The following is a 24,308-nucleotide window of genomic DNA, read 5'->3' on the forward strand; positions in this document are numbered from 1 at the left end:
CCGGTGTCAGGGGCGTGCCCGTTCAATTGGCAGTAGCACGGCCGCATTGTCGAGATCGCCTTCGCCCTGCGCCACTGCATCGCGCATCATCTCGAGATAGCGATTGGCAAAGGGCAGCCCCTGCCCCCGTGCAGCGCCCCGCTCGGCAATCAGGGTGAAATCCTTAAGCGATTGCGCGATGCGCCCTTGCGGCGTGAAATCGCGAGCGACCATCAGCGGGCCCTTGGCGTCCATCACATCAGAGCGCGCGGCCGAGACGCGGGCCATGTCGAGAAATTCCTGCGAGGACAGGCCAAGGGCATTGGCAAAGACCATACCCTCGGCCAGCGCCGCGCGATTGAGGCCCAGAACCAGATTGATCGCCAGCTTGGCACGGTTGCCATTGCCGATGCCGCCCACGTGCAGGCGGTTGGCGCAGATCGCGCTGAGGATCGGGTCGATCCGCGCGGCGGTGTCCTTGCATCCCGCGATCAGCAGCAGCGCGCTACCATTTGCCAGCGCGCGCGAGGTGCCGGAGACCGGCATTTCGATCAGGGTGATGCCCTTCTGTGCGGCCTTGTCCGCGAGGCCCTGCATCCGGTCCGGATCGCAAGTACTGAGCGACACGAGGGTGCAGCCTGCCTGTGGTGCGCCGTCGATCAGCCTTTCCAGCTGGTCGGTGTCGAAGACGCAGGAAAACACCACATCTGCCTGCCAGACCTCGGGCGCGGTGCAGGCCGTGCCGCCCGCGCGCTCCAGATCCAAGCCGCGCGCCGCGTCCGGGTCGCAGCCGCGCAGCGCATAGCCCGCCGCCAGCAAGCGCGCCGCCACGGCAGAGCCGATCAGCCCAAGGCCAAAGAGTCCGATCTCCGGTTCAGCCATTGGCGATGTCCTTGTCGAGCGCATCGCTCATGGCGAACAGATGCGAGAAATCCGTCTCGCCATCACCGTTGGCCACCGCGCGGGCCAGCATGGCATGGGTCAGGTGCGTGTAGCTGGCCGGGCCGCCCAGCCCGTCGGCAAAATGGCTGGCCAGCCCCAGATCCTTTTCCAGATTGGCGATGCGCGAGCGCGCATTCATTGTCCCGCTGAGGATGTCGCGGGGAAAGCGCACCTCGGTGACAAAACTGCGGGCATTGCCAGCGTTGAGCACCTCGACCGCGCGATCCACATTCAGCCCGGCCTTTTGCGCCAGCGTCAGCCCTTCGCAGGTGGCCATGAAGGCGCTGTGCAGGATCAGGTTGTGCACCAGTTTCATGGCGTGCCCCGCCCCCACCGGCCCCATGTGGAAGCGCTGCGTGGAAATCTGCGCCAGCACCGGCGCGATGCGGGCGATGACCTCGGCCTCGCCGCCCAGCATCAGCGTCAGCGCGCCTGCATCGGCGCCCGCCGCGCCGCCGGTCATCGCCGCATCGACATAGGCACAGCCGCGCGCCGCCAGATCCTGTGCAAGCCGGGCGCTGGCCTCGGGGGCCGAGGTGGTCAGATCGACGATGACGGTCCCCTCGCGCAGCGGCATATCCGCCAGCGCCGCCACCACCTGCCCCGTGGAGGGCACCACGAACAGCAGCACATCCGCCGCGGCGCAATCATCCTGCACGCCGCCCGACAGCTCGGCAGCAGCAACCGCGCCGGGCACCGCATCGTGTGCGGCGACAAGCATCCCGGCGGCATCGAGACGGCGCGCAATGCCCCGCCCCATCTGCCCCAGCCCGATCACGCCGCAGGGGGTCATTGCGCCGCCTTCAGATCCGCCAGCGTTGCCATGGCGCTGTTGGACAGCGGCAGGCGGACGACCTCGCCGGTTGCCGCCGACACATCGGCGCCAAGATAGGTTTCCATCACCATGCGCGCATGTTCCGGCGCCACCAGCGGCGGGCGATCCAGCAGCACCGATTCAAGGAAATGCAGCGTTTCCGGCCCCATCTGCCCGGCATACATGTGATCGACATGTTCGCCCGGCATGGTGGACATGGGGAATTGCGTGCCGCCCTCGACCGTATTCAGCCAGTGATCGCGCGCCGTGTCATCCAGCACCAGCGAGCCTTCGGTGCCGGTGATCTCGATCCAGGTGGAGCAATAGTTGGGATAGCTCGGGGGAAGGTTCCAGCCACCGCCAACGACCACGAGGCTGCCGTCGCTCATGTTGACGGTGTTCCACATGCAATCATACGAGCCGTTGAGCTCTTTCATGAAGCCATAAGCCCCCTGCGAATAGATTTTTTCGGGCTTTGCCGGGGCCAGCAGCCAGAACACGAAATCAAGGTCATGGGTGCTTTCCATCGCCGCCGGAGACAGCTTGACCCGGTTGGCGATGCGCGAGCCAAGGCTGCGCGACAAATGCCGCGAGACCATCACGTTGACGATCTTGCCCAGCTTGCCCTCGGCAATCGCCTTGCGGGCATAGGCGATCTTGGGGTTGAAGCGCTGCGAATAGCCGATGGTGAACTTGACCCCCTTGCTGCGCGCGATGTTGATCAGGTCGTCGGCTTCGGACAGGTCCATCGCGATGGGCTTTTCCAGCAGCACATGCTTGCCCGCCTTCAGGCAATCGCGCGCGATGGGGTAGTGGGTCGGCTCTGGCGTGGTCGAGATATAGACCACTTCGATGGCGTCATTGGCGACGATCTCGTGATAATTGTCGGTGGCAGAGGCCGGGTTGGTCAGCGCTTTGACCTCGGCCAGCCGCTCGGGCTTGATCTCGCAAATGTGCAGCTTGTCGACCAACGCCGATTTTGCCAGAGATTCCGCGCGCATGCCGCCGCACCACCCGGTCCCGATGACCGCTACTTCGACCTGTCGCATCCTGTTTTCCTCCCATGGATAGGTTGCGGAAAACATAGGCAGTTCAGAGCTTTGCCGAAAGAAAGTTAATCTGATGGCCGGTATGAGAAATCACGATCACGCCGCGCCATCATGGTGTTCAGCGTCGAATTGATATGGCGCAGCATGGCAGAGCGCGCCTCGTCAGGCTTGCGCCGTTCGATCGCGGCAAGGATCGCATCGTGTTCGGCAAAGGAATGATAATCGCTCTCGGGCCCCCGGTCGGGGGTTTCGAGCCGGCGCCAGACCACCACCAGCCGCACGCCGTTCAGGATGCGGTGCATCGCCTGCAACAGCGCGTTGCCGGACGCCTCGGCGATGGTTTCATGGAAGCGGCTGTCAAGATTTTCGTAACTGGCCCAGCTGCTGGCCACCGGCATCGCCTGACACAGGCGCCGCAGCTCGCGCATCTGCGCCGGGGTTGCGTGCAGGGCGGCCAGCGCCGCTGTTTCGGGCTCCAGCGCAAGGCGGGCGGCCATCGCTTCGATCGGGCCGGTGGATTCCGAGAGCGCGGCAATCGCCGCTTCGATGCCCGCGCTTCCGGCGCCCTTTGGCAGCCGCGCAAGATAGGTGCCGCGCCCGACATGGCGGGTCAGAAGCCCTTCGGACTCAAGCAGCAGCAGGGACTTGCGCAGCTCGGAGCGGGTGACGCCCAGCTCGGTGCACAGGCTGCGTTCGGGCGGCAGGCGGTCGCCCTCGGACAAGCCCGAGTTCACGATCCAGCTGCGCGTTCGCGTCACAATCTTGTCGCTCATCCCGCCCCGCCGTTTCGCCTGTGTATTCCCTGATGTGCCATGCCGGCCCCGATGTGATCAACCGTTGCCCCGGATGTTTCGCGCCATCGGGCAGGCAGAGCACAAAAAAGACAATGCGCCCCGGACGAGGCGCATTGCCGGGTTCCAGATCGTGGCGCAAGCGCCAGACCCGGATTTATTGCGAGGCGGTCAGATCGGACACCAGCTCCTGATAGGCCGTGGCCTGACCTTCGCGCAGCGCCTGATAGTCAGGGCCGGACATCGGATCGACGCTTTCCCCCAGCCGCGCCATCAGCTTGGCAAAGGTCGGGTCTTCGAACATCTTGCTGAACGCCTCGGACAGCCTGTCGATCGCCTCTTGCGGGGTGCCCGCAGGCGCCAGCACAAAGCGGTGCATGAAGCCGATATCGCCATCGACGCCCACCTCGGAAAAGGTCGGCACGTCGTCATAGATCCGCTCTTCGCCAGCGGTCGCCAACACGCGGATCTCGCCCGCGCGCAGCATTTCGCCCAAGGCGGACGGGAAGGCCATGGTCACATCCGCATCCCCCGAAAGAAGCGCCTGCAGGGCGGGGCCACCACCCTGATAGGGCACGAGGTTCAGCGAGATATCCAGCTTCTGCATCATCTGCGCCGCCGGCACGAAGAAGGCGCCCCAGTTGCCGGAATGCGCCATCTGCACGTCGCCCGGGTGGGCCTTGGCGTCGGCGACCAGATCATCGAAGGTCTCATAGGGGCTGTCGGCGCGCACGATCACCGAGGTCGGCGCAAAGTTGACCCGCGCGATGGGCACGAAATCGGCCATCGGATCATAGGGCAGGTTTTCGACATATTGCTGCAGCATGTCGATGTAGTTGTGCGTGAACAGCAGCTTGTAGCCGTCGGCCTTGGCGCGTGCCACCTCTTGCGTGCCCTTCTGACCGCCGGCGCCCGGGGTCAGCTGCACGATCACCGGCTGGTTGAGGTAGGTCGGCAGGATCGAGGTGATCACCCGCGCGTTCAGATCGTGCGAGCCGCCCGCCCCCAGCGGGATCACCATCGTCACCGGCTTTTCCGGGTATTCCGCCACGGCGCTGCCGGTGGCTGCGGCAAGCGCCGTTGCCGCCAGCGCAAAGGCCGTCAGCGTCGCCTTGAAAGCTGTCTTCATCATCGTAAGGTTCCTCCCTTGTGTGATTGATGTCTGCGCCGGCCCGATCAGGCCGGCACGGTGCGCGCGTTGAGCCGCTTCCAGAGCAGGAAGCCGATCACCGGTGTCACGACCAGCACGCAGAGCGCGCCGATGCGTTCGGTCATGAAAAAGCCAACCGTGTCGCCGCCCGACATGGCCATGGTCTGGCCAAAGGCGTATTCCATCGACGGCCCGAGGATGAATCCCATCACCATCGGCATCACATCGAATTTCGCCGAGCGGGCGATGATGCCGAAGATGCCGAAACCCACCAGCATCAGCAGATCGACAGGGTCCGAGCGGTACACATAGGTGCCGGCAAAGGCGAACATGATCACCAGCGGAATAAGCACCGATGTCCGGATCGTCACCAGCCGCGAAAAGAACGGGATCGACAGGTAGCCGATGACCAGAAACAGCAGGTTGGCGATCACCATCGCCACGAGAATGGCGAAGACCGTGGCGCCCTGTTCCTCGAACAGCTGCGGGCCGGGGCGCAGACCCTGCGCCACGAAGGCGCCCAGCAGGATCGCGGTGACGTTGTCGCCCGGAATGCCCAGCGTCAGCAGCGGCACCATGGTCGGCCCGTTCACCGCGTTGTTGGCGGCTTCGGCGGCGGCGACGCCTTCCAGTTCGCCCTCGCCAAAGGTTTCGGGGTGCTTGGAGGCGTTCTTGGCCGCAGAATAGCCCATCATCGCCGCGACGATCTGACCAAGGCCCGGCACGATGCCAATCATGGTGCCGATCACCGTCGAGCGGCCGATGGTCGGGATGCAGCGGCGCAGTTCGGGCCATTTCAGCCGCTCGCCGACCAGCGAGGACAGCTTGCGGGCCTTTTCGTTGCGGATCACCACCGAGGCCACTTCGGGCAGGGCAAACACGCCGATCAGCATCGGCAGCAGCGGTATTCCGGATTTCAGGTCGAACAGGCCGAAGGTAAAGCGTTCGACCCCGCCCAGCGGGTCGGTGCCGATGAACGACAGCCACAGCCCCAGCATGATCATCATCAGGCTCTTGACCGGGTTGGATCCGGAGGTTGCGGCGATGACGACAAGGCTCATGAGCAGCACGGCGAACAGCTCTGGCGGGCCGAATTGCATGACCAGAAAGGCGATGGGAAAGATCATCGCGATGGTGAAGATGTCGCTGGCGGTGTCGCCGAACACCGAGGACACCAGCGCCATGTCCAGCGCCTTGCGGGACTGGCCCTTCTGCGTCAGCTTGTAGCCGTCTCGGGATGTGGCCACCGAGGCGCCAGTGCCCGGCATCGAAATCAGGATGGCCGGAACGCTGCCGCCAAAGATGCCGCCCTTGTAGATGCCCAGCAGGAACGGGATGCCGACGACCGGTTCAAGGAAGAAGGAAATCGGCAGCAGGATGGCCATCGCCATCAGCGTGGTAAAACCTGGCAGCGCGCCGACCAGCATGCCAGCAAACAGGCCGAAACTCATGAGCGCGACGGTGTCGAGGCGCATGGCCATCGCGAAACCTTCGGTGAATTGATCTAGCATGCGAGCCTCTTGGCGGTGTTATCGGTCAGGGAAATCAGGGTCATGCGCGTGTCACAGCCCCGGAATGGCGGCGTAGATCGATTCGATCACGTCAAGTTCGGGCAGCGACACCGCCAGCAGGCGGGTCGATGCAAGGTACAGCAGAACCGGGCCGGTGATCGCCACTGCCGCGATCTGCAGGACCGATCTTGCGCCCATCAGAAGCGAGATCAGCGAGACCGCGATGATGGTCGAGATCAGGAACCCGACCGAGGTCATGATCAGCGCGTACAGCAGCATGATGCCGAACAGCGCCGCGGCGCGGGCCCATTGCTGCGCGCTCATCGGGATGCCTTCGTCCGGGACCATGCCGCGCAGTTGCAGGATCAGCGCAATCGCGCTCAGCACCACCAGTGCGCTCAGCACCAGCATCGGAAACAGACTTGGCGGGATCGCCGACAGCGATCGACCGAACAGCGCCTTGGGCTCTGCCACCAGCGCGCCAAGAAACAGCAGCGACAGGGCGGAAGCGATCAGCAGGGCGGCGAGGGTCAGCGTCTCGGGGCTGCGCAGGCGGTCACGATGCGTCAGCGGCGCGCCGTGCACCGAGGACTGCTCGTTGGAAACAGGACTGTCGTGCATCATGCCGTGATCTCCTGAGGCTGCTCGAAAAGTTGAAGGGCGCCGGGGTCGATCCGGGCCCGGGTTTGCGCGTTCTGTGCCGAAACCGCATCGCGGAACGCAGAGGACTGTCTGTCGGTCAGGCTGTGCAGATGTGCGCCCGCCGCCCGCAGGCTTTCGGCGCAGGCGGTGTCGTCGGAAAGCGCGTAACCGCGCTGTGCGTCGCTGGCCTCGCGCAGCGCGGCGCGCACGGCGCGGCGCAGATCGTCCGGCCAGCCCGCCACGGTGTCGCGATGGAACCAGACCGGCGCCACCCCTTGCAGGTGGCCGGTCAGGGTGATCTCGGGCTGGGCGTCATGCAGCCCGAAATTGTAAATGTTGGTCAGCGGGTTTTCCTGCGCATCGACCTCGCCCGAGGCAACCGCCGCGACCAGATCCTTGACGTCGATCACCCGTGGATCGAAGCCAAGCGCGCGGAACACCCGCTGGTGATCGTCGCTGGCAAGGGTGCGCAGGCTAAGCCCGGCGCAATCGTCCGGTGTCGCCAGCTTGCGCTTGGCCGAGATATGGCGCAGCCCGTTGTCCCAGTAGCCCATCACCTCGAAGCCGGTCCTTGCGGCGACATCGGCGGCGATCCAATCGCCAAGCGCGCCGTCGAGCCGGGCAAACAGATCGTCCCGGGCCGGGGCGGCAAAGGGCATGTCGAACAGCGTCAGCGACGGCACCCGCCCGGACATGTAGCTCGACGAGAAATAGCAGCCGTGGATCTCGCCAGCTTCGACCATGGGCAGCAGGTCGGCAGCCTTGTGCCCATCGCGAGTGATATCGGGGCGCAGCAGGATCTCGGCCGCGCCGTCGGTCAGGCGGTGCAGCGCCGCTGCGAAATACCCCGCGCCGCGGGTATGAACCGAATTGGGCCCCTGATAGCCGCCAAAGATGATGCGATGCGGTTTGCTCATCCGACCAGCTCCTGCATCAGCTCGGCGGGATCGACCGGCAGCGCAACAGGCACGCCGCGCTTGGCCGACAGATCCATCGCCATGGTCATCATCAGGTTGCGATGGCCATCGGCGGCGGTGGCATGGGGCGTGCGGGCCCCGGCATAGACCCGCTGGAACCAGCTGTTGGTTTCCTCGCGCATCGGCCCCCAAAGCTGGCCGTCATGCAGATCGCCCGGCGGGTAGGAGGTCAGGAAATCGACATGCCGCGCCGGGGCGACATAGCCGTCGGGCACATAGCCACCGCCCTGCGCCACGTTGGTCGCCATGACCAGATCGCGGTGGGTGTCTTCGATGTCGATGACGCCCTCGGTGCCGACGATGCCGATCTCGATGCCGTAGACCGCGCCGGGCCAGACCTCGGGCAGCGCCCAGCTGATGTTCATCGACCAGATGGTACCATCGTCCATGGTGAACACGCCGAAGGTGCTGTCCTTGGTGCCATGGGCGCTCAGCACCTTGTCGCAGGATTGCGCAAAAACCGAGACGGGTTTCTTGCCCTCCATCAGCCACATCGACATATCAAGGCTGTGGGTGCCCGACACCACCATCGGCGTCAGCGTCGCGCGATCCTGCGTGCGCCGGGTGGTGGCGATAGGCACCATGCGGTTCATGAAGGCGCGGGTGACGACGGAATGCACCTCGCCAATCTGGCCGGTGATCAGCCGTTCCTTGATCGCAAGGAAGCGGCGGCGAAAGCGCTGGGTGTAGCCGACCACCGCGTCGATGCCGTTCGCCTCGATCGCGGCAAGGATCTGGGCGGACTGGCGCGCATCGGTGGCCAGCGGCTTTTCGATGAACAGCGCGTGGCCGTTTTCGATGGCCAGCATGGTGGGATCGAAGTGAAAGTTCTCATCCGTGGCGATGATCGTCGCGGTGACCTCGGGGCGGTTCAGCAATTCGCGGTAATCGTCGGTGTAGAAATCCGCGTCCACGTCGTCGGCCAGCTTGCGGCCAATGTCGGATTTGATGTCACACAGCCCGATCCAGCCGATGCCGGGAAAGTCACGCGCCAGCTCTGCCCGGATACGCCCGATGGTGCCGCATCCCACGATCGCAAGGCCAACCTGTTTTTTCTCAGTCTTCATCTTTGACCAATCCTTCTTGTTTATTCCGCCGCCACGGGGGCGGTCTTCTGGCGGCGGGCGCGCAGCCCACGCAGGATTCCTTCGGCGATGACGAACAGCACCGCGGCCATCAGCACCGTGCCGATCCACTGCGACAGGATGAAGCCGATGGACTTGTCCTCGAACACCAGCAGCGCGCGGCGCAGGTTCTCGTCGGCAAGCGGGGCAAGGATCACCCCCAGCACGATCGGCGCGACCGGAAAGCGGAACACGCTGAGCGCCACACCAAACAGCCCGGCGCCGAACATCACCCAGACATCGAACATCGACAGCTTGACCGACCAGGCGCCGATCACGCAGACCGGGATGATCAGCGGCATCAGCACGCCGCGCGGCAGGCTGAACAGCTTGACGCAGGGCTTGATTAGCGCAAAGGCGGCGCCAAACATCATCAGGTTGGCCAGCAACAGCGCGCCGTAAATGAAATAGATCAGGCCGGGGTGGTCGATCTGGATGGTCGGCCCGACACTGACATTCTTGAGCGTCAGCGCGGCCAGCAGCGCGGCGGCGGCGGCGTTGCCCGGAATGCCAAGCGCCAGCGTCGGCAACATCGACCCGCCAATATTGGCGTTGTTGGATGTCTCGGCGCAGACCAGCGCCTGATAGCTGCCCTTGCCCCATTTCGCCTGTTCCTCGGGCGAGGCGCGGCGGCGGCCGATGTCATAGGCGAGGAACGATGCCACGTTGGCCCCCGCCCCCGGCACCGCCCCGATCAGCGCCCCAAGGATGCCCGAGCGCGTCGCGGCCGGAGCATAGCGCATCAGCTTGCCCATGGTCGGCAGCACCCGGCCCACCGTGCTGGGGATCGTCGGCGCCGAGCGCGACGGCAGGGTGCGCAGGATCTCGGTAAAGCCGAACAGGCCGATCAGGATGGCGACGTAGCTGATGCCGTCGAACAACAGGTAGCTGTCGAAGGTAAAGCGCGGCACGGCGTGGATCTCATCGAGCCCGACCAGCGCGACCAGCATACCGATCCAGCCCGCGATCCAGCCCTTGAGCGGCATTTCCCCCGAGGCCATCGACCCCGACACCATGATGCCGATCACCGCCAGCCAGAACATCTCCCACGAGCGGAAGTTCAGCGCAAAGCTCAGGATCAGCGGGATGAACAGGATCAGCAGCACGATGCCCAGCGTGCCGCCCATGAACGACGCGGTGATCGACATGCCAAGCGCTTGGCCGCCCTCCCCGCGTTGCGCCAGCTGGTGGCCTTCGATCATCGTGGGCACCGCGTCGGGGGTGCCGGGAATGTTGATCAGAATGGCCGAGATCGCCCCCCCGAACACCGACCCGGTATAGACCCCGATCATGAAGCAGATCGCCAGTTCCTGCGGCATTCCCGCCGACAGGCCGATCAGAAGGCCCATCGCCATGGTCGTCGACAGCCCCGGCAGCGCGCCCCAGATGATGCCCAGCGACACCCCCGCCAGCGTCATCACCAGCAAGGTCGGCGACAGAAGTTGGATGAATGCGTCCAGCATGGCTCAGAACCCTCCCGGCAGCGGTATGTGAAACAGTTTCTGAAAGACCACCGACAGCGCGATGGTCCAGAACAGGGCAATGGCGGCCTTGGCCCAGAGCGGGCCGCGCCAGAACACGTGCATGATCCCGGTCAGCGCGATGAAACTCACCGGCTCGAAGGCCGACAGCACGAAGGGCGCGCCAGCGATGCTGAAGAAGACCTGAAAGGCAAGGAATTGCAGCCCGAGGATATAGGCCCCGACCATTGCCGCCAGCGCCAGCATCCGGACATGTTCGGTGACGTCGCCCAGCAGCAGTTCACCGGCACTCCCGTCCTTGCGGCGCTGCAGGGCGGAATTCCCGAGGATCAGCGCCATGACCGCAAGCGACGCGCCAGCCACGAAGGGCAGCAACCCCGGCGCGGTCAGCGCCGAGCCCGGCACTGGCAGGCGCAACGATGCGATCATCACGACCACCGCCGTCAGCAGCAGCGCGCCGGCCGCGATCAGGTCGAGCACTGGCGCGGCAAGGCCCGCGTTCGCGTCCTCGCCTTCGAATTTGATATCTTCGGAAACAGGTGAAGTCATGATGGCACCTCCGGTGCCAGCCGTCGGCTGGAGAGTTCAGGAGCAGGGTGTGGGCCCGGGCCGCGATCGCGCCGCCCGGGCAGGCATGCGATCAGCTGATCGGCGGAGCGACGTAGCCCTGCGGCGGCCACCAGTTGTCGAAATCCTCGGGCGCCGGAAGGCCAAGTTCCTCGGCGGTGCGGATATCGGCGCCGATGGCATCCCTGTTCTTGTTGAAGATATCTGCGGTCATCGCTTCCATCAGCGCGCCCTGGCGGTCGGCTTCTTCGCCAACAAGCAGGCCGGGCTGGAAGAAATTCTGCGCCATCATCTCCTTGAACCCATCCGAGGTCGCCGCCGCGCGGAAGGCATCGACGAGCTGCTGCAAGACTTCGGGGGGCAGCGCGCGCGGCACCATGAAGTTGTAGGTGGCGCCCACGGGCAGGATCTTTTGCGTCTCGGGCAGGATGCCCCCGATCGACGGCAGCACCCGGCCATCCTTCAGCGTCACGTCAGCCGAACTGGCGTGGCACAGGTTGCGCATCTCACCGCTGCGGATCAGGTCGATATGTTCGTGCAGACCGCCCCCGGCGATGTCGGTCTCGCCCTGAAGCCCGGCCAGCGTGGCGGGCTTGCCGCCCTTGTAGGGAACGTATTTCATCTCGATCCCCGCCATATTGGCGATGATCAGCGACACCTCGTGCCAGACACCGCCGGTGCCCGAGGTCGAGATCGTCAGCTTGCCGGGGTTGGCCTTGGCTTCTTCGATCACCTCTTCCATCGACTGGAAGGGGGAATCCGCGCGCACCGACCAGCTGGCGGGGGCGTCGGCGGCCTTCATCGGCAGCCAGTCCCGCCACGGCACGAAATCCGCGTGGCCCAGCACCCGCACGAAGCGGTTGTAATTGGCCGCGCCCAGCAGCGTGTAGCCATCGGGCCGCGCCGCCGAGACGTATTGCGTCGCCACACCGCCGACCGCGCCGGGCTTGTTGACCACGGTGATGGTCCAGCCCTGGGCGCGGGCCATCTCGTCGGCCAGCTTGCGCATGATGGAATCGGTGCCGCCGCCGGCGGAATACATCACCACCAGGGTGATCGGTCGGCGCGGAAAGCTTTGCGCCAGTGCCGCGCCGGGGATGGTGATGCTCATGGCGGCAAGGCCACCGACGCTTGCCCCTTGCGCCAGAAGCGCCCGGCGGGTCAGCGAGTTGTTTGTTTTAACCATTTTGTTTCCTCCCTAGTGATGACGCGGGTTCCTCTCCCGCGCGCGGATCCTCCAATCCGCGCAGCCTGCTAAGGACCGCTTGGTCCGTCACCGGCCTGATCAACTTTGGTCAGCCATTCTCAGTTCACAACCAAAATGAACCAACCCTGTTGATCATTATTTTTATCCTTTTATATCAGGCTATTAATTTCCATTCCCTCTACAACATCCAACCCATTTGGTTGACCAATTTTTGTGATCGTGATCACCATCACGGCCCCCTCCCCGCAAGCGTCAACGCGATCCAGGTCAACACTGGCAGACAGGCGAAGGTCAGCAGCGTCGACACCACCACCACACCGACCACCCGTTCGGGATCGCGCCCAAAACGTTCCGCGAACACATGGATCACGATCGCCGTCGGCATCGTCGCCATCAGGAACACGACCCCTGCCGGAACCCCCTGCAACCCAAGCAGCCAGATCACGCAGATCGCCGACACCAGCCCGACCCCCAGCCTGCCTACGGCAAGGATCAGCGCCGAACGCAGGTCGGCGACCCGCAGCCGTGCCAGCGATGTGCCCAACAGCAGCAGCATCGCCGGAACCATCATGCCGCCGGTCATCTCGGCGGTGCGGGCCAGCACGACTGGCACCTCGACCCCTGTCACCAGAACGACCACCACCGCGATCACCGCGTAGATCAGCGGCTGGCGCAGCAAGACGCCCAGCCGAAAACTGCCCGCATAGATCGCCATGCCGATGGAGTGTTGCGCCAGCGCGACGACGACGAAATAGGCAACCGCCAACTCTCCGCCCGCCTCGCCGAAGGTCAGCAGCACCAACGGCAGCCCCATGTTGCCCGAATTGGGCATCATCAGCGCCGGCAGAAAGCTGCGCAAAGATCCGCCCGCCAGCAGCAGGATCGCCGCCGACAGTGCCGCCGAAATCGCAAGGCACACCGCTGCCGCGCCGGACATTCCCAGCACCGCCGAAGGGTCCAGCTGCAACGAGGTCAGGCTGCTGAAGATCAGCGCGGGCGCCGCCACCAGCACCACGACGGTGCTGAGCGTGCGGGTATCGAGCCCGCCCGCCCCGCGCCCCATCGCGTAGCCGATCAGCACGAGAATACCGACCGGCCCGAGGATCTGCAGCATCTGCCCGATCAAGTGACACGCCCGCCTGCCTTTTGCGCCCAAAGGCGATCCGGCGCGGCATCAACCATCGCGTCGGATCGGCAAAGGCGCATCGCGATCACTCCGCGTCCAGACCGAAGAAGCCACTGATCGCGAGCATGAATTCCTGCGGCCGGTCGACGTTGATCACATGCTTGGCCCCTGTGACGCAGGTGTACTCCGCCCCCGGGCAGGCCGCCGCCATGGCTTCCATCGTGGCCGGCGTGGCGCCGCCATCATGTTCGCCAGAGACGAACAGCGCGGGCACGCTCATCTGTCCCAGATGGCGCAGGTAATCGAGCTGCATCAGCGCATGGGCGCAGCCGCGATAGCCCGTCGCCGAGGTGCGCAGGAAGCTGTCGCGCAGTGCCGCCTCGCGGTCGGGATGGTTGGCGCGGGTCTCGTCGCTGAGCCAGAAGCCGACGGTGCCTTCCCACACGGCCTCGACCCCGCCAGCGTCAAGCTTGGCCAGCCGGTCATGCCAGCTTTGCACGAAGGGCGGCGGCGCATCGGCGCGCGCGGCGCAGCAGACGATACGCTCGATCCGGTCCGGGTGGTGCAGCCCAAGCCCCAGCGCCGTCATGCCGCCAAGCGAGAGCCCCATCACCGACGCTTTTTCCACCCCATGCGCATCCAGCACGCCAATCGCATCGGCGACGAAATCGGCAAACTGGTAGGGGCCTTCCGGCGCCGGGCTCTGGCCGTGGCCGCGCGTGTCGCAGGTGATGACGCGGTAATGGGCGCTGAGCAGCCCAAGCTGGCCCTGCCACATGGCTTCCGTGGCGCCAAGGCTGTTGAGCAGCAGCAGCACCGGCGCGTCGGAGGGTCCGTGAACGGACGAGTGAAGAGTGATAGCAGTCATGCGCATTCCCGTGGTCTTGGGCCCCGGCCGCATCGGCCAGAACCTGTGTCATGATGGGAAAGCGGATCCGCCCGGCGACATGCCAAAGCGGCATCGGCTTTCTCACAAACCTGAACCAGGCAAGTGAGTTAGCACCAATGCCAGCGCCTCCCCCTGACAAAGGCTACCCTCGGGATGCCTGCGAAAGAAATGATTAAAGATAGCGGTATCTATCAGAATGGTTGATACCTGCCTCAAGTTGTGCGCCCTGTCAGGCCAGCGCCCTGTCGCCGTGATCGGCGTCGGGGCCGTAACGGCTCATCGGGACGATCGACAGGGCGCTGGTCAGCTCCGCCTGCAGGATATCCGCAAAGCCTTCGGCGCCCTGGCTCAGCGGGCGCGAGGCGTGTTCTATCCGCAGGTAATCGACCTCCATTGGCGGATCGGCCAGCGGCACGACCCGCCGCCGTCCCCCGTCCAGATCCGGCAGGCACAGGATTCCCGGCAGGATCGAGATCCAGTCTGATTCGGCAACTAGAGCCAGCGTGCCATGCATGGTGTCGAGCTCCAGCCGTTCGCGCACCTCGATCTTGTTCTGGTTCAGATAGCTTTCGATGCGGTGGCGGCGGGCGTTGCCATGCCCCGGCAGCACCAGCTTCTGCGCCGGCAGGTCCGCCAGCCGCACCCCTTCGGGGCCAACGGGCAAGTCGCGCTCTGCACTGCACACAAGGCATTCGCGATCCTGCCCCATCGGCGTGACCTCGAGCATCTGGCCCATGTCGAACGAGCCGGGAACCACGGCGAAATCCAGCCGCCCCTCGCTAACATCATTGGCCAGCGCGCCGGAATAGGCCTCGGAGATCGACAGGCGTACCTCGGGAAAGGCGGCGGAAAACCGCAGCAGGGCCGGTGTCAGCACGGCGCGGGTAAAGGTCGGCATCAGGCCGATGCGGATATGCCCCGTCACCGATTTCGACAGCGAGCGGATGCGGTCTTCGGCATGGTAAGCGGCGGCAAGCACCTTGACCGCCTCGCGGTAGAAGGACCGGCCCGCCTCGGTCGGGCTCACCCCGGACGAGCTGCGGGTGAACAGGTTGACGCCGTAGCGCTTTTCGATCTGGCCCACATGCATCGACAGGCCCGATTGCGTGGCGTTGACCTTTTCCGCGGCGGCGGAGAACGAGCCTTGTTCATAAACGGCAACAAAGTATCGCAACTGCTGAAGCTTCATTCGAGCCATCCAATTTTCTTCTACCTTCTACAGCCTAAGATTAATTGTCCTGATGGTTCAACCCGCCATATCCTGTGAACAACGACGAACAGGAAAGGATGACACATGTCAGACGACACACTTCTTGAACCTTTGGACGGCCGCCTGCTGCGTGATGTCTTTGGCTGCTTTGCGACCGGCGTGACCGTCGTCACCTCGATCGGGGAGGATGACAAACCGGTGGGGCTGGTGGTCAACTCCTTCTCGTCGGTGTCGCTGGACCCGCCACAAATTCTCTGGAGCATCGGGCTCAATTCCCCGTCGCGCGATGCGTTCTGCAAGCACGAAGGCTTTGCGGTCAACATCATGGGCGCTGAATCCAAGGACGAAACCATGCGCTTTTGCACCCCGTCCGACGACAAGTTCGCCGATGTGGACTGGTGGGCGGGCCATTACGGCGTGCCGGTGCTGCGCAGCGCGCTGGCGACGCTGGAATGCCGCACCGAACAGCGGATCATCAGCGGTGACCATGAAATCTTTATCGGGCGGGTGCTGCGCGTCGATCATCAGGATGTGGCGCCGCTGCTGTTCCACCGCGGGAAATTCGCACAGCTGGGTGCGCTCGCATGAGGCCGCTGCCCCGTCTCATGGTCGCCCCCAACGGGGCGCGGCGCACCAAAGCCGACCACCCCGCCCTGCCTATCACCGATGACGAGCTGGTGGCTGTGACCCGCGACTGTATCGCCGCCGGTGCCGATGGCGCGCATCTGCATCTGCGCGATGCCAATGGCGTGCATCTGCTCGATGCGCCGCGCTATCGCGCGCTGCTTGACCGGCTCGAGGCCGAATTCCCGGACGCCTACCTCCAGGTCACCTCTGAAGCGGCGGGGCGCTATGACGCGCAGGCGCAGCGCGCGATGGTCCGCCAGCTAAAACCGCGCTACGTGTCGGTCGCCCTGCGCGAGATGGTCCGCCAGCCCGAAGACTGGCCTGCCGCCCGCGAGTTCTATCACTGGGCCGCCGATGCCGGGGTCGAGATCCAGCACATCCTCTATTCTCCGCAAGAGGTGCAGGGCTTTGTCATCGCGCTGAACAGTGGCCGGATTCCGGGCCGGCATCATCTGGTGCAGCTGGTGCGCGGCACCTATGCCGATGGTGCCGACGGCGCGCTGCCGCTGGCGGACTACCTCGCCGAAATGACGCGCGCCAGCGATCACAGTTTTGATTGGATGCTGTGCAGCTTTGGCGCGGATGAGACCGCCAGCCTTGTCGAAGCGGCGCGCGCCGGTGGCAAGGCACGGGTCGGCTTCGAGAATTCGCTGCAAAACGCTGATGGCAGCCGCGCCGCCGACAATGCCGAACGGGTGCGCGAGGTGAATGCCGCGCTGCCGCAGCCCGCATCGGCGCTGTCCTGACGCCCCTCTTCTCCGGGCTTCCTCCCCCTCCGGAAAGGCGAACGCCGCGCGCACCCCAATGCGCGCGGCGTTTCGTTTGGTTTGGTTTGAGGGAAAATTGCACCATGGCGATCCACAGGCTACACAAGCGCGCCACCCCATGCCACGGAGCTTGCCCATGCGCCGCCGATCCGCCAACCCGACCCTGAAAGCCGACTGATGGCGCCGCGTGGCCGCGCCGTCGGCAAACCCGTGCCGCTGTATGAAATGGTCGACAGCACGCTGCGCCGCCGCTTGCTTGACCGCAGCTACCCCCCCGGCACGATGATCCCCAGCGAGATGAAGCTGGCCGCCGAACTGGGCGTCAGCCAAGGCACGGTGCGCCGCGCGCTGAATGGGCTGGTCGACGAGGGGCTGCTGTTGCGCCGTCAGGGGCTTGGCACCTTTGTGCCCGAGATCGACGACCGCAAGGCGCTGTTCCTGTTCTTCAACCTTGTGGGCCATGACGGCACGCATGAAATGGCCGCCGCGCAGCTTGTGTCGAACCAGACCGCCGAGGCGACCCCGCTGGAAACCGAGCGCCTGTCGCTCGCCCCGGGTGCCCGGGTGCGACGCCTGCTGCGGGTGCGGTTGCTGCGCGGCGCGCCGACCATCGTCGAACGCATCGTGGTGTCCGACGCCGCGCTGCCGGGGCTGGGCGAGGATGCCCCCCTGCCGCCCCACCTGTTCCGCCACTATGAGAACGCCTATGGCCAGACCGTCACCACCGCCGAAGAGCGGCTGCGCGCCGCTGCCGCCAGCGCCGAGGATGCCGCGCTGTTGCAGATCGCTCCGGGGGCGCCGCTGCTCGAGATCGAGCGCATCGCCTTTGGCGTGACGGGCGCGCCGATCGAATGGCGGCGCAGCCTGTGCCAAACCACTTCGCATGATTACCTGATCCGCCGCCCCTGATCTGATGCTGAGGAGCAATTGACCTGCCCGCGCAAGCAGTCTTATATAAGAGTTATAAGATTCAGACAGACCGAGTGGATACCATGCCCGATTCCGATGCGCTTCGCCTGCCCGTAGCCACCTTGCAGCGCTTCGCGGCGCAGGCGCTGGCCCATCACGGGCTGCCCGCCGCCGATGCCGATACCGTCGCCGAAATGATGATCGAGGCCGATCTGCACGGCGCCGATGCCCACGGGCTGTTCCGCCTGCCGCGCTATATCGACAGGCTCAGGGCGGGGGGGTACACCCGCACGCCCAGCATCCGCGTCGACAAAAGCAAGGGAGGGCTGGCCCGCGTCAACGGCGACGGCGCCATGGGGCATCTCGTGGTGCGGCGCTGCGTCGACGAGGCGATCATGCGGGCGCGCGAGCATGGAGTCTCATGGGTCGGCTGCCACGATTCAAACCACGCGGGCGCCGCCGGCGTCTGGGCCATGCGCCCCGTCGCGCAGGACATGATCGGCATCTACATGGCCGTCGGCAGCGCCAACCACATGGCCCCATGGGGCGGCACTGAATCGCTGTTGTCGACCAACCCCATCGCCATCGGCGTGCCGGGGGGCAAGGGCGGGCCGGTGCTTTTGGACATGGCGACCACCAACGCCGCCTATGGCAAGGTCAAGATGGCCGCCGCGCTTGGGCAGACCATGCCTGCCGACTGGATGATCGACGCGCAAGGCGCGCCGCTGACCGATCCCACCCGCGCCTCCGAGGGCAGCTTGCTGCCCATTGGCGGGCCCAAGGGCTATGGGCTGGCACTCATGATCGGGCTGCTGGCGGGCACGCTGAACGGCGCGGCGCTGGGGCGCAACCTGATCGATTTCAACGCCGATGACACCACGCCCACCAACACCGGCCAGTCGATCCTCGTGATCGATCTTGCGGCGCTGGGGGCGGTGGAGCTGTTCAAGCAGCAGGTCGATCTGTTGCGCCAAGAGCTGACGGAATCGGCCCTGCGCCCCGGGTTCGATGGCATCCGGCTGCCCGGCGACCGGGCGCTGGCGCTGCACCGCGAGCGCAGCGCCGCCGGCATCCCCTGCCCGCCGGTGCTGGTGAGCGCGCTGAACCGGGTCGCGCAAGACGCGAGCCTGCCCGCATTGGAGACATGGACATGACGACGACGCCAACCAAGACCCCTCGCATCTTCAACACCCCAGACATTCCCGCCCATGATCGCGGCAACGGGGTGACGACCCGGCTGTTCTGTTCCGAAAGCCGCTGCGCGGCGGGGGTGACAACCGGCACCACGACGCTTCCGGTGGGGCGCTCGGTGCAGATGCACAGCCACAATTGCGACGAGCAGATCATCATCCTGCAGGGGCAGGCCGAGGCCGAATTCAACGGCGCCCGCCACCCCATAGGCCCGATGGAGGTGGCGTTCATCCCCAAGGATACCGTGCATTGCTTTCACAACGTCGGTGATCTGCCGGTGCTGATGCTGTTCGTCTATGACGCGGGCAAGGTCACCCGGACCTTTGCTGCATCCGGGGAAACCGTGGAACACCTGTCCGAGAGCGATCTGGCGCAGCCGCGCAGCTGATCGGTCCGCCGCGCCAGTTACCCGGCGTCTGGCGCGGATTGCTGAAGGAACAGGTTCAGCGCCTTGCGGATGACGGCCGGGCGATCAGGGCTGTCGCCCCGGTTGCCCGCCTGCCCCGCGAGCTGGCGCAGTCCGTGGTTCAACAGTCCCCCGTGCAGCAGCCACGGCACGTCGAGCTCGTCGACGGTGACCGCAAAGGCATCCCCCTGCCCCAGTTCAGCCCGGCGTTCGCGCACCATCGGCTTGAGGATCTGCTCCTGCACAACCTCGCGATACCACGCATGTACCTGCGCATCGCGCAGCAGGGCGTAATACCATAGCCGCAGCCAAACCGGCTGAAAGACGATCTCGGTATAAGCCTCGTAGAAGGACTGGAACCGGTCCACCACCGGGCGGCTGCGATCTTGCAGCAGCGCATCCCAGGCCGGGTCCCAGGTTTCGAGAAACACCCGGCTGTAGGCGGCTTCGATCAGGCTTTGTTTGTCGGGAAAGTAGCGATAGAGCAGCGGCTGGGTGATCCCAGCCCGGCGCGCAACCTCGCGGGTGCTGCCATCGAAACCCGTTTCGGCAAACAGATCAACCGCAGCTTGCACGATCTCGGCCCGCCGCGCCGCTGGCGACAACCGTTTGCGAACCGGGGCGGCGCCCTTGTCGCGCTGGCTTTGCTGTCCTTTGGGCACTTGAACTCCGGCAGGTGGGATATACCTGCCTTACCAGATAGCGCGCCCGGCAATCAATGTCATTGATTATCGACTGATCAATAAAGACGCGATGCCGTCACTGCCAGCCTGACACCATCTGACGGTCGGAATACCCGAAACACTGCTGGATCACATCTTCGAGCAGGATCATCGAGCGCAGCGCCCGCGCGACATCAGCCCAAGGGTGATCGGCCAGCACCAACGTGCCAAACACCGCCGTGGCGCGGGTGATCTGCAACAGCTTGTCGGCAACCGCGCCCGGATCGCCGTAAAGCACACAAGCGTCGATCGCCTCGTCGATGCGGGCCTTGCGGGCGTCTGGGCCCAGAATGTCGCGAAAATAGCTCCGACAGGGGCTGGCGGGCGCCATCACCATGTCGCGGGCCGTGGCGGCATCGTCAGCGATCAGCACCGAGCGCGCCACACGCCAGTCGCCGGGATGGGCACAGCGACCGGCCCGTGTGCAGCCGGTGACATGGGCGCTCCAGTGCCGCGACAGGGTTTCGGTATCGGCCCAACTGACGGAAAACGGGGCCCGGCGTGGGCCTGCGGCAATCGTTTGCGCGGCCTGAATCTGCGGAGAAACAAAGACGCCCTGGTCGGTTTCGCCAGTGCTCTGGGTCACTCCGCGCGTGCTGGCGAGGCGAAGCCCGGGCGGGCAGATGGCGGTGCTGCGCAGTTCGAGACAGGCTTCGCCCTCTGGTCCGCGCGGGCCGCTGCGGCGGGTTTCCGAACCCGCCACCGGGACATAGAATTCCGAAAACCCAAGCGCACGGGCGACGCTTGAGCGTCCGCAATCTTGGGCTCCGAAGCGTTCAGAGCGGTGATGTTCGGGCGGAACGAACAGGTATCCCAGTTTCATTGCGGCCTCCTCCCAAAGGCGAGGGCCCCGGCGCGGCCCCTGCCCGTGATGATACGGGCAGGGCAGTGCGCTTTTGAAATGACATCTGCAGACGAAAGGCATCAGGAAACCTGATACCCTCCGCGTCGTGCCTGCGTCAGTTCAGGACGTATTCCACCGGCCAGTGATGCCCGCCATCGCGCGCCGCATCGATGAAATCCTGCAATACCTTGGTTCCGGGCATCCCGCGCGAATCCGCCTCGGCGGCGCTTTTGCGCGGCAGCTCCGATAGGCTGCTGGCCCATTGTGCGCGCACGTCCTCGGGCAACTCGTTGATGATCGCGCCGTTTTCGCGCAGCGCCGCCAGCCCCGCAGCCTGACTGTCATCCATCGCCTTGCCATTGCTGGCTTCCCAGGCCCGGCCCACCTCTTCGATGATGACGCGCAGATCGTCGGGCAGCGCCTCCATCTTGCGCTGGTTAGCGGTCATCACCACCACCGGCATCGCGCCATATCCGATCAGCGTGTAATAGGGCGCCGGTTCGTAATACTTGAAGCCATTGTAGCCCGCCGGGGTCATCAGCCAGCCGTCGTAAACGCCGGTCTTCATTGCCATGTAGCCTTCGGGCAAGCTGGATTGCACCGGCACCGCTCCGGCGTATTCCAGCCACGGCAGGTTCGGACCCGCGCCGCCGATCTTGACCCCCTTGAGATCCTCGACCGTTTTCCATTCATCGACAGTGCCCAGATGGTAATTGTCCCATGCGCCGAGGCCCAGCAGCACCTGACCGAATTCCTTTTCGAACTGTTCCGACAGCCATGGGTTCTTGTCATAGACCACCCGCACCGCCGAAATCGCATCCGATGTTGCCTGCGGGCCGAACGGTTCGAAATACGGGAAATTGTGCAGGTACAGGTTCGACGGCTCGAAGCACACGCAATAGCCGCCAAAATCCAGCAGGCCGGTCTGCACCGCCTCAAGCGTTTCGGACACGCCCGCGATGCCGCCCCCGTAGGATTCGATGAAATTGACCTTGTGCTCGGTCTCTTCGGCGGCGCGACGTTTGACCTCGGTGACGAAGAAATCCGACATCGTGGTCACGTAGGGCGCTGGCCCCTTGGGGTGACCCGAGCCGATGCGGAATGTGAAACTGTCGGCCTGCGCCGCCGATGCCGCGCATGTAAGCGCCAGTGCGGTGCCGACGACAGCCGTCGAATGCCTGTGTGTGAAGCGCATGAAAATTCTCCTCCCCTTCGATCCGTGGCGCGATTGGCCGGACCGTCTGGCGGGATATGCACCCGCCGCCTGCCCCGCGCCTTGCAGGAGTGTTACACTAATTTATCGAGTGATAAACAAAAATCTTGTGGCGAGGCGTCCCTGACCATAGGCTCTGCCCGATATCGAAGGTGGAGGAAAAAATGAAATTTCAGACAGCCGTCGCTCGCTGGGCGCATATACTGTCGGCGGGCTGGGTGTTTCTTCTGGCGTTGCTGATCATCGCGGATGTGGTCGGGCGCACGCTGTTCCTGCACCCCATCGCGGGCACCAAGGAAATCTTGCAGAACTCTGTCATCGCGGTGACCTTCCTGCAATTGCCGCTGGCGATTCTCACCGGATCGATGCTGCGCACGACGGCGCTGGTGGATGCGCTGGGGCCACGCAGCCGGATGATGATGCGCTGTTTCGCCTGGACGCTCGGCGCGCTGCTGTTCGCGGCCATCGCCTATGCCTCGCTGCCTGCCGCCTTTGCCGCGGTCCGCCTTGGTGAATACGAAGGCGAAGGCGCGATGCGCATCTACACATGGCCGGTGCGGTTCCTGCTGATCGTCACCAGCGCGCTTGCCGCCCTTGCCTATCTGTCGACGATGATCGCCGATCTGCGCGGCGGCGGCGAAGACACCCCCTACTCAACCGTGCGGAACTGACATGACATTGATGATTTTCGGGGTCCTCGGCCTCTTGATGCTGTTCATCCTGATGGGCGTGCCGCTGGCGGTGGCGCTGGGTTCGGTCAGCTTTGTCGGGGTCTACTGGATGCTCGGCAGCCTCGACATTGCCCTGTCGATCCTGAGTTCCACCGCCTACGAAGCGCTGCGCAAGGATATCTTCATCATCATCCCGCTGTTCGTGCTGATGGGCGATTTCGTCAGCCGGTCGGGATCGGCCAGCGATCTTTACAGCCTGTGCAACCGCGCGTTTCGCCGCCTGCCCGGCTGCCTTGGCGTCGCGACCGTGATGGGCAACGCCATCTTTGCCGCGATCACCGGCGTGTCTATTGCCGCCGCGGCGACGTTTTCGCGCATCGCCTATCCCGAGATGATCGCGCTGGGGTATTCCAAGCGCTTCTCGCTGGGCACGGTCGCGGGCAGCGCCTGCCTCGGGATGCTGATCCCGCCGTCGATCCTGATGATCGTCTGGGCGGTGCTGACCGAGCAATCCATCGGGGCGCTGTTCATCGCCGGGCTGGCGCCGGGGCTGCTTTTGGCGCTGGGTTTCTGCGGCTACTGCGTGTTCTACGCGATCCGCAACCCCGACTGCGCGCCGATGCAGGCCGCCCCCGTGGCCGGTGCAGGCGATTCCGCCGCGCTGCGGCGACAGATGCTGGGCGGGCTGTCGATCCTTGGGCTGATCGCGCTGGTGATCGGCGGCATCTGGGGCGGCCTGCTGACCCCGACCGAGGCGGCCGGGTTCGGCACCATCGGGGCCCTGTTGCTGGGCATCGCCAAGGGCATGACCCGCAAGGACATCACCGAGGCCATCTACAACGCCGGGCGCACCACCGCACCGATCCTGATCCTGCTGGTGACCGCCTCGATGTATTCGCGCTTTCTGGCGATGGGCGGGGCGACGCAGGTGATCGGCGATCTGATGTTCTCGATCAGCGAATCGCCGGCGGTGGTCGTGGCGATCATCTTTGGCGTCTGGATCCTGCTGGGCATGTTCATCGATTCGACATCGATCATCCTGCTGACGGTGCCGATCTTTGCACCGGTGGCCACCTCGCTGGGAATTGATCCGCTGGCCTTTGCGATCTTCGGCATTCTGGTGATCGAGGCGGGGCTGCTGACGCCGCCCTTCGGCATCCTCGTGTTCACGGTGAAAGCCGCAGCACCGGGGGATGACATCGCGCTTGGCGACATCTTTCGCGGTTCGGTGCCGTTCTGGATCCTGATCCTCGGCGTTGCGATCCTTGTGCTGCTGTTCCCGGCGCTGAGCACCTGGCTGCCCTACAACCTGATGTAACGCCGGGCCTGCGGCACGGCCGCACAGGCGCCGGTGCCCTTGAGTGGGCACCGGCGCTGTTGCGCTGCGCGGGTCTTGGCGCGGCGCGGGCAGGCCATCTGAAAACCAGATGGAAGACTTCAGATCTTTTAGATTTTTCTGCTGCCTCCAGTCCTTCATCACTGTTGGAACACCCAAGGAG

General features: G+C 64.9%; 25 protein-coding genes. 7 read left to right on the forward strand and 18 right to left on the reverse strand.

Annotated elements, in window-relative coordinates; translation table 11 throughout:
* Positions 1-6: 6 nt before the first annotated feature.
* The 15 genes from KO516_RS00210 to KO516_RS00280 form a co-directional block, all read right to left on the reverse strand.
* The gene (locus KO516_RS00210; protein WP_216001784.1) at positions 7-861 is read right to left on the reverse strand and encodes an NAD(P)-dependent oxidoreductase; all 855 of its coding nucleotides are present in this window, start codon (positions 859-861) and stop codon (positions 7-9) included.
* Entirely contained in the window at positions 854-1,714 is an 861-nt protein-coding gene (locus KO516_RS00215) for an NAD(P)-dependent oxidoreductase (protein ID WP_216001785.1), read from the reverse strand. The genes KO516_RS00210 and KO516_RS00215 overlap by 8 nt, the downstream gene beginning before the upstream one ends.
* A complete protein-coding gene (locus KO516_RS00220; RefSeq protein ID WP_216001786.1) occupies positions 1,711-2,784 on the reverse strand; it encodes a Gfo/Idh/MocA family protein in 1,074 nt (357 codons plus the stop codon). The genes KO516_RS00215 and KO516_RS00220 overlap by 4 nt, the downstream gene beginning before the upstream one ends.
* Before the next feature lie 65 nt (positions 2,785-2,849).
* A complete protein-coding gene (locus KO516_RS00225; RefSeq protein ID WP_216001787.1) occupies positions 2,850-3,557 on the reverse strand; it encodes a FadR/GntR family transcriptional regulator in 708 nt (235 codons plus the stop codon).
* Between the two features lie 175 nt (positions 3,558-3,732).
* Positions 3,733-4,707: a tripartite tricarboxylate transporter substrate binding protein gene (locus tag KO516_RS00230; RefSeq protein WP_216001788.1), complete on the reverse strand. Its 975-nt coding sequence runs from the start codon at positions 4,705-4,707 to the stop codon at positions 3,733-3,735.
* Positions 4,708-4,751: 44 nt separating this feature from the next.
* Positions 4,752-6,236, reverse strand: coding sequence for a tripartite tricarboxylate transporter permease (locus KO516_RS00235; protein WP_216001789.1), 1,485 nt, complete (start codon positions 6,234-6,236; stop codon positions 4,752-4,754).
* 51 nt (positions 6,237-6,287) lie between these two features.
* Positions 6,288-6,860: a tripartite tricarboxylate transporter TctB family protein gene (locus tag KO516_RS00240; RefSeq protein WP_216001790.1), complete on the reverse strand. Its 573-nt coding sequence runs from the start codon at positions 6,858-6,860 to the stop codon at positions 6,288-6,290.
* A complete protein-coding gene (locus KO516_RS00245; RefSeq protein ID WP_216001791.1) occupies positions 6,857-7,795 on the reverse strand; it encodes a TRAP transporter substrate-binding protein in 939 nt (312 codons plus the stop codon). The genes KO516_RS00240 and KO516_RS00245 overlap by 4 nt, the downstream gene beginning before the upstream one ends.
* Positions 7,792-8,922 (reverse strand): Gfo/Idh/MocA family protein, encoded by a 1,131-nt coding sequence (locus KO516_RS00250; RefSeq protein ID WP_216001792.1) that lies wholly within the window; start codon positions 8,920-8,922, stop codon positions 7,792-7,794. The genes KO516_RS00245 and KO516_RS00250 overlap by 4 nt, the downstream gene beginning before the upstream one ends.
* A 20-nt stretch (positions 8,923-8,942) precedes the next feature.
* Entirely contained in the window at positions 8,943-10,442 is a 1,500-nt protein-coding gene (locus tag KO516_RS00255) for a tripartite tricarboxylate transporter permease (RefSeq protein WP_216001793.1), read from the reverse strand.
* 3 nt (positions 10,443-10,445) lie between these two features.
* On the reverse strand, positions 10,446-11,009 hold the full coding sequence (locus KO516_RS00260; protein ID WP_216001794.1) for a tripartite tricarboxylate transporter TctB family protein: 564 nt from the start codon (positions 11,007-11,009) through the stop codon (positions 10,446-10,448).
* Between the two features lie 91 nt (positions 11,010-11,100).
* On the reverse strand, positions 11,101-12,213 hold the full coding sequence (locus KO516_RS00265; RefSeq protein ID WP_216001795.1) for a tripartite tricarboxylate transporter substrate binding protein: 1,113 nt from the start codon (positions 12,211-12,213) through the stop codon (positions 11,101-11,103).
* A gap of 250 nt (positions 12,214-12,463) precedes the next feature.
* On the reverse strand, positions 12,464-13,348 hold the full coding sequence (locus tag KO516_RS00270) for an AEC family transporter (RefSeq protein ID WP_216001796.1): 885 nt from the start codon (positions 13,346-13,348) through the stop codon (positions 12,464-12,466).
* 97 nt (positions 13,349-13,445) lie between these two features.
* Positions 13,446-14,228, reverse strand: a complete 783-nt coding sequence (locus tag KO516_RS00275) for an alpha/beta fold hydrolase (RefSeq protein ID WP_216001797.1) — start codon at positions 14,226-14,228, stop codon at positions 13,446-13,448.
* 250 nt (positions 14,229-14,478) lie between these two features.
* The gene (locus tag KO516_RS00280; protein ID WP_216001798.1) at positions 14,479-15,447 is read right to left on the reverse strand and encodes a LysR family transcriptional regulator; all 969 of its coding nucleotides are present in this window, start codon (positions 15,445-15,447) and stop codon (positions 14,479-14,481) included.
* A gap of 96 nt (positions 15,448-15,543) precedes the next feature.
* On the opposite strand from KO516_RS00280, the gene KO516_RS00285 reads away from it, so the two are divergent.
* The 5 genes from KO516_RS00285 to KO516_RS00305 all read left to right on the forward strand — a co-directional run bounded on the left by KO516_RS00285 (position 15,544) and on the right by KO516_RS00305 (position 19,341).
* On the forward strand, positions 15,544-16,047 hold the full coding sequence (locus tag KO516_RS00285) for a flavin reductase family protein (protein WP_216001799.1): 504 nt from the start codon (positions 15,544-15,546) through the stop codon (positions 16,045-16,047).
* On the forward strand, positions 16,044-16,832 hold the full coding sequence (locus KO516_RS00290; RefSeq protein ID WP_216001800.1) for a 3-keto-5-aminohexanoate cleavage protein: 789 nt from the start codon (positions 16,044-16,046) through the stop codon (positions 16,830-16,832). The genes KO516_RS00285 and KO516_RS00290 overlap by 4 nt, the downstream gene beginning before the upstream one ends.
* A 198-nt stretch (positions 16,833-17,030) precedes the next feature.
* Positions 17,031-17,762: a GntR family transcriptional regulator gene (locus KO516_RS00295; RefSeq protein ID WP_216001801.1), complete on the forward strand. Its 732-nt coding sequence runs from the start codon at positions 17,031-17,033 to the stop codon at positions 17,760-17,762.
* 83 nt (positions 17,763-17,845) lie between these two features.
* Entirely contained in the window at positions 17,846-18,916 is a 1,071-nt protein-coding gene (locus KO516_RS00300; protein ID WP_216001802.1) for an Ldh family oxidoreductase, read from the forward strand.
* Positions 18,913-19,341 (forward strand): cupin domain-containing protein, encoded by a 429-nt coding sequence (locus tag KO516_RS00305; RefSeq protein WP_216001803.1) that lies wholly within the window; start codon positions 18,913-18,915, stop codon positions 19,339-19,341. The genes KO516_RS00300 and KO516_RS00305 overlap by 4 nt, the downstream gene beginning before the upstream one ends.
* 17 nt (positions 19,342-19,358) lie before the next feature.
* Here the strand turns inward: KO516_RS00305 and KO516_RS00310 are convergent, their stop codons facing one another.
* From KO516_RS00310 to KO516_RS00320, 3 genes are all read right to left on the reverse strand, one after another.
* On the reverse strand, positions 19,359-20,021 hold the full coding sequence (locus KO516_RS00310) for a TetR/AcrR family transcriptional regulator (RefSeq protein ID WP_216001804.1): 663 nt from the start codon (positions 20,019-20,021) through the stop codon (positions 19,359-19,361).
* Positions 20,022-20,118: 97 nt separating this feature from the next.
* Entirely contained in the window at positions 20,119-20,904 is a 786-nt protein-coding gene (locus KO516_RS00315; RefSeq protein WP_216001805.1) for a hypothetical protein, read from the reverse strand.
* Positions 20,905-21,040: 136 nt separating this feature from the next.
* Positions 21,041-22,120, reverse strand: coding sequence for a C4-dicarboxylate TRAP transporter substrate-binding protein (locus KO516_RS00320; protein ID WP_216001806.1), 1,080 nt, complete (start codon positions 22,118-22,120; stop codon positions 21,041-21,043).
* A gap of 182 nt (positions 22,121-22,302) precedes the next feature.
* Here KO516_RS00320 and KO516_RS00325 point away from each other — a divergent pair, with 182 nt between their 5' ends.
* Both KO516_RS00325 and KO516_RS00330 read left to right on the forward strand, forming a co-directional pair.
* Positions 22,303-22,809, forward strand: coding sequence for a TRAP transporter small permease (locus KO516_RS00325; protein WP_216001807.1), 507 nt, complete (start codon positions 22,303-22,305; stop codon positions 22,807-22,809).
* Position 22,810: 1 nt separating this feature from the next.
* Positions 22,811-24,127, forward strand: a complete 1,317-nt coding sequence (locus KO516_RS00330; protein WP_216001808.1) for a TRAP transporter large permease — start codon at positions 22,811-22,813, stop codon at positions 24,125-24,127.
* Positions 24,128-24,308 lie beyond the last annotated feature (181 nt).

This window comes from Citreicella sp. C3M06, from assembly GCF_018860705.1.
Lineage (GTDB): Bacteria > Pseudomonadota > Alphaproteobacteria > Rhodobacterales > Rhodobacteraceae > Salipiger.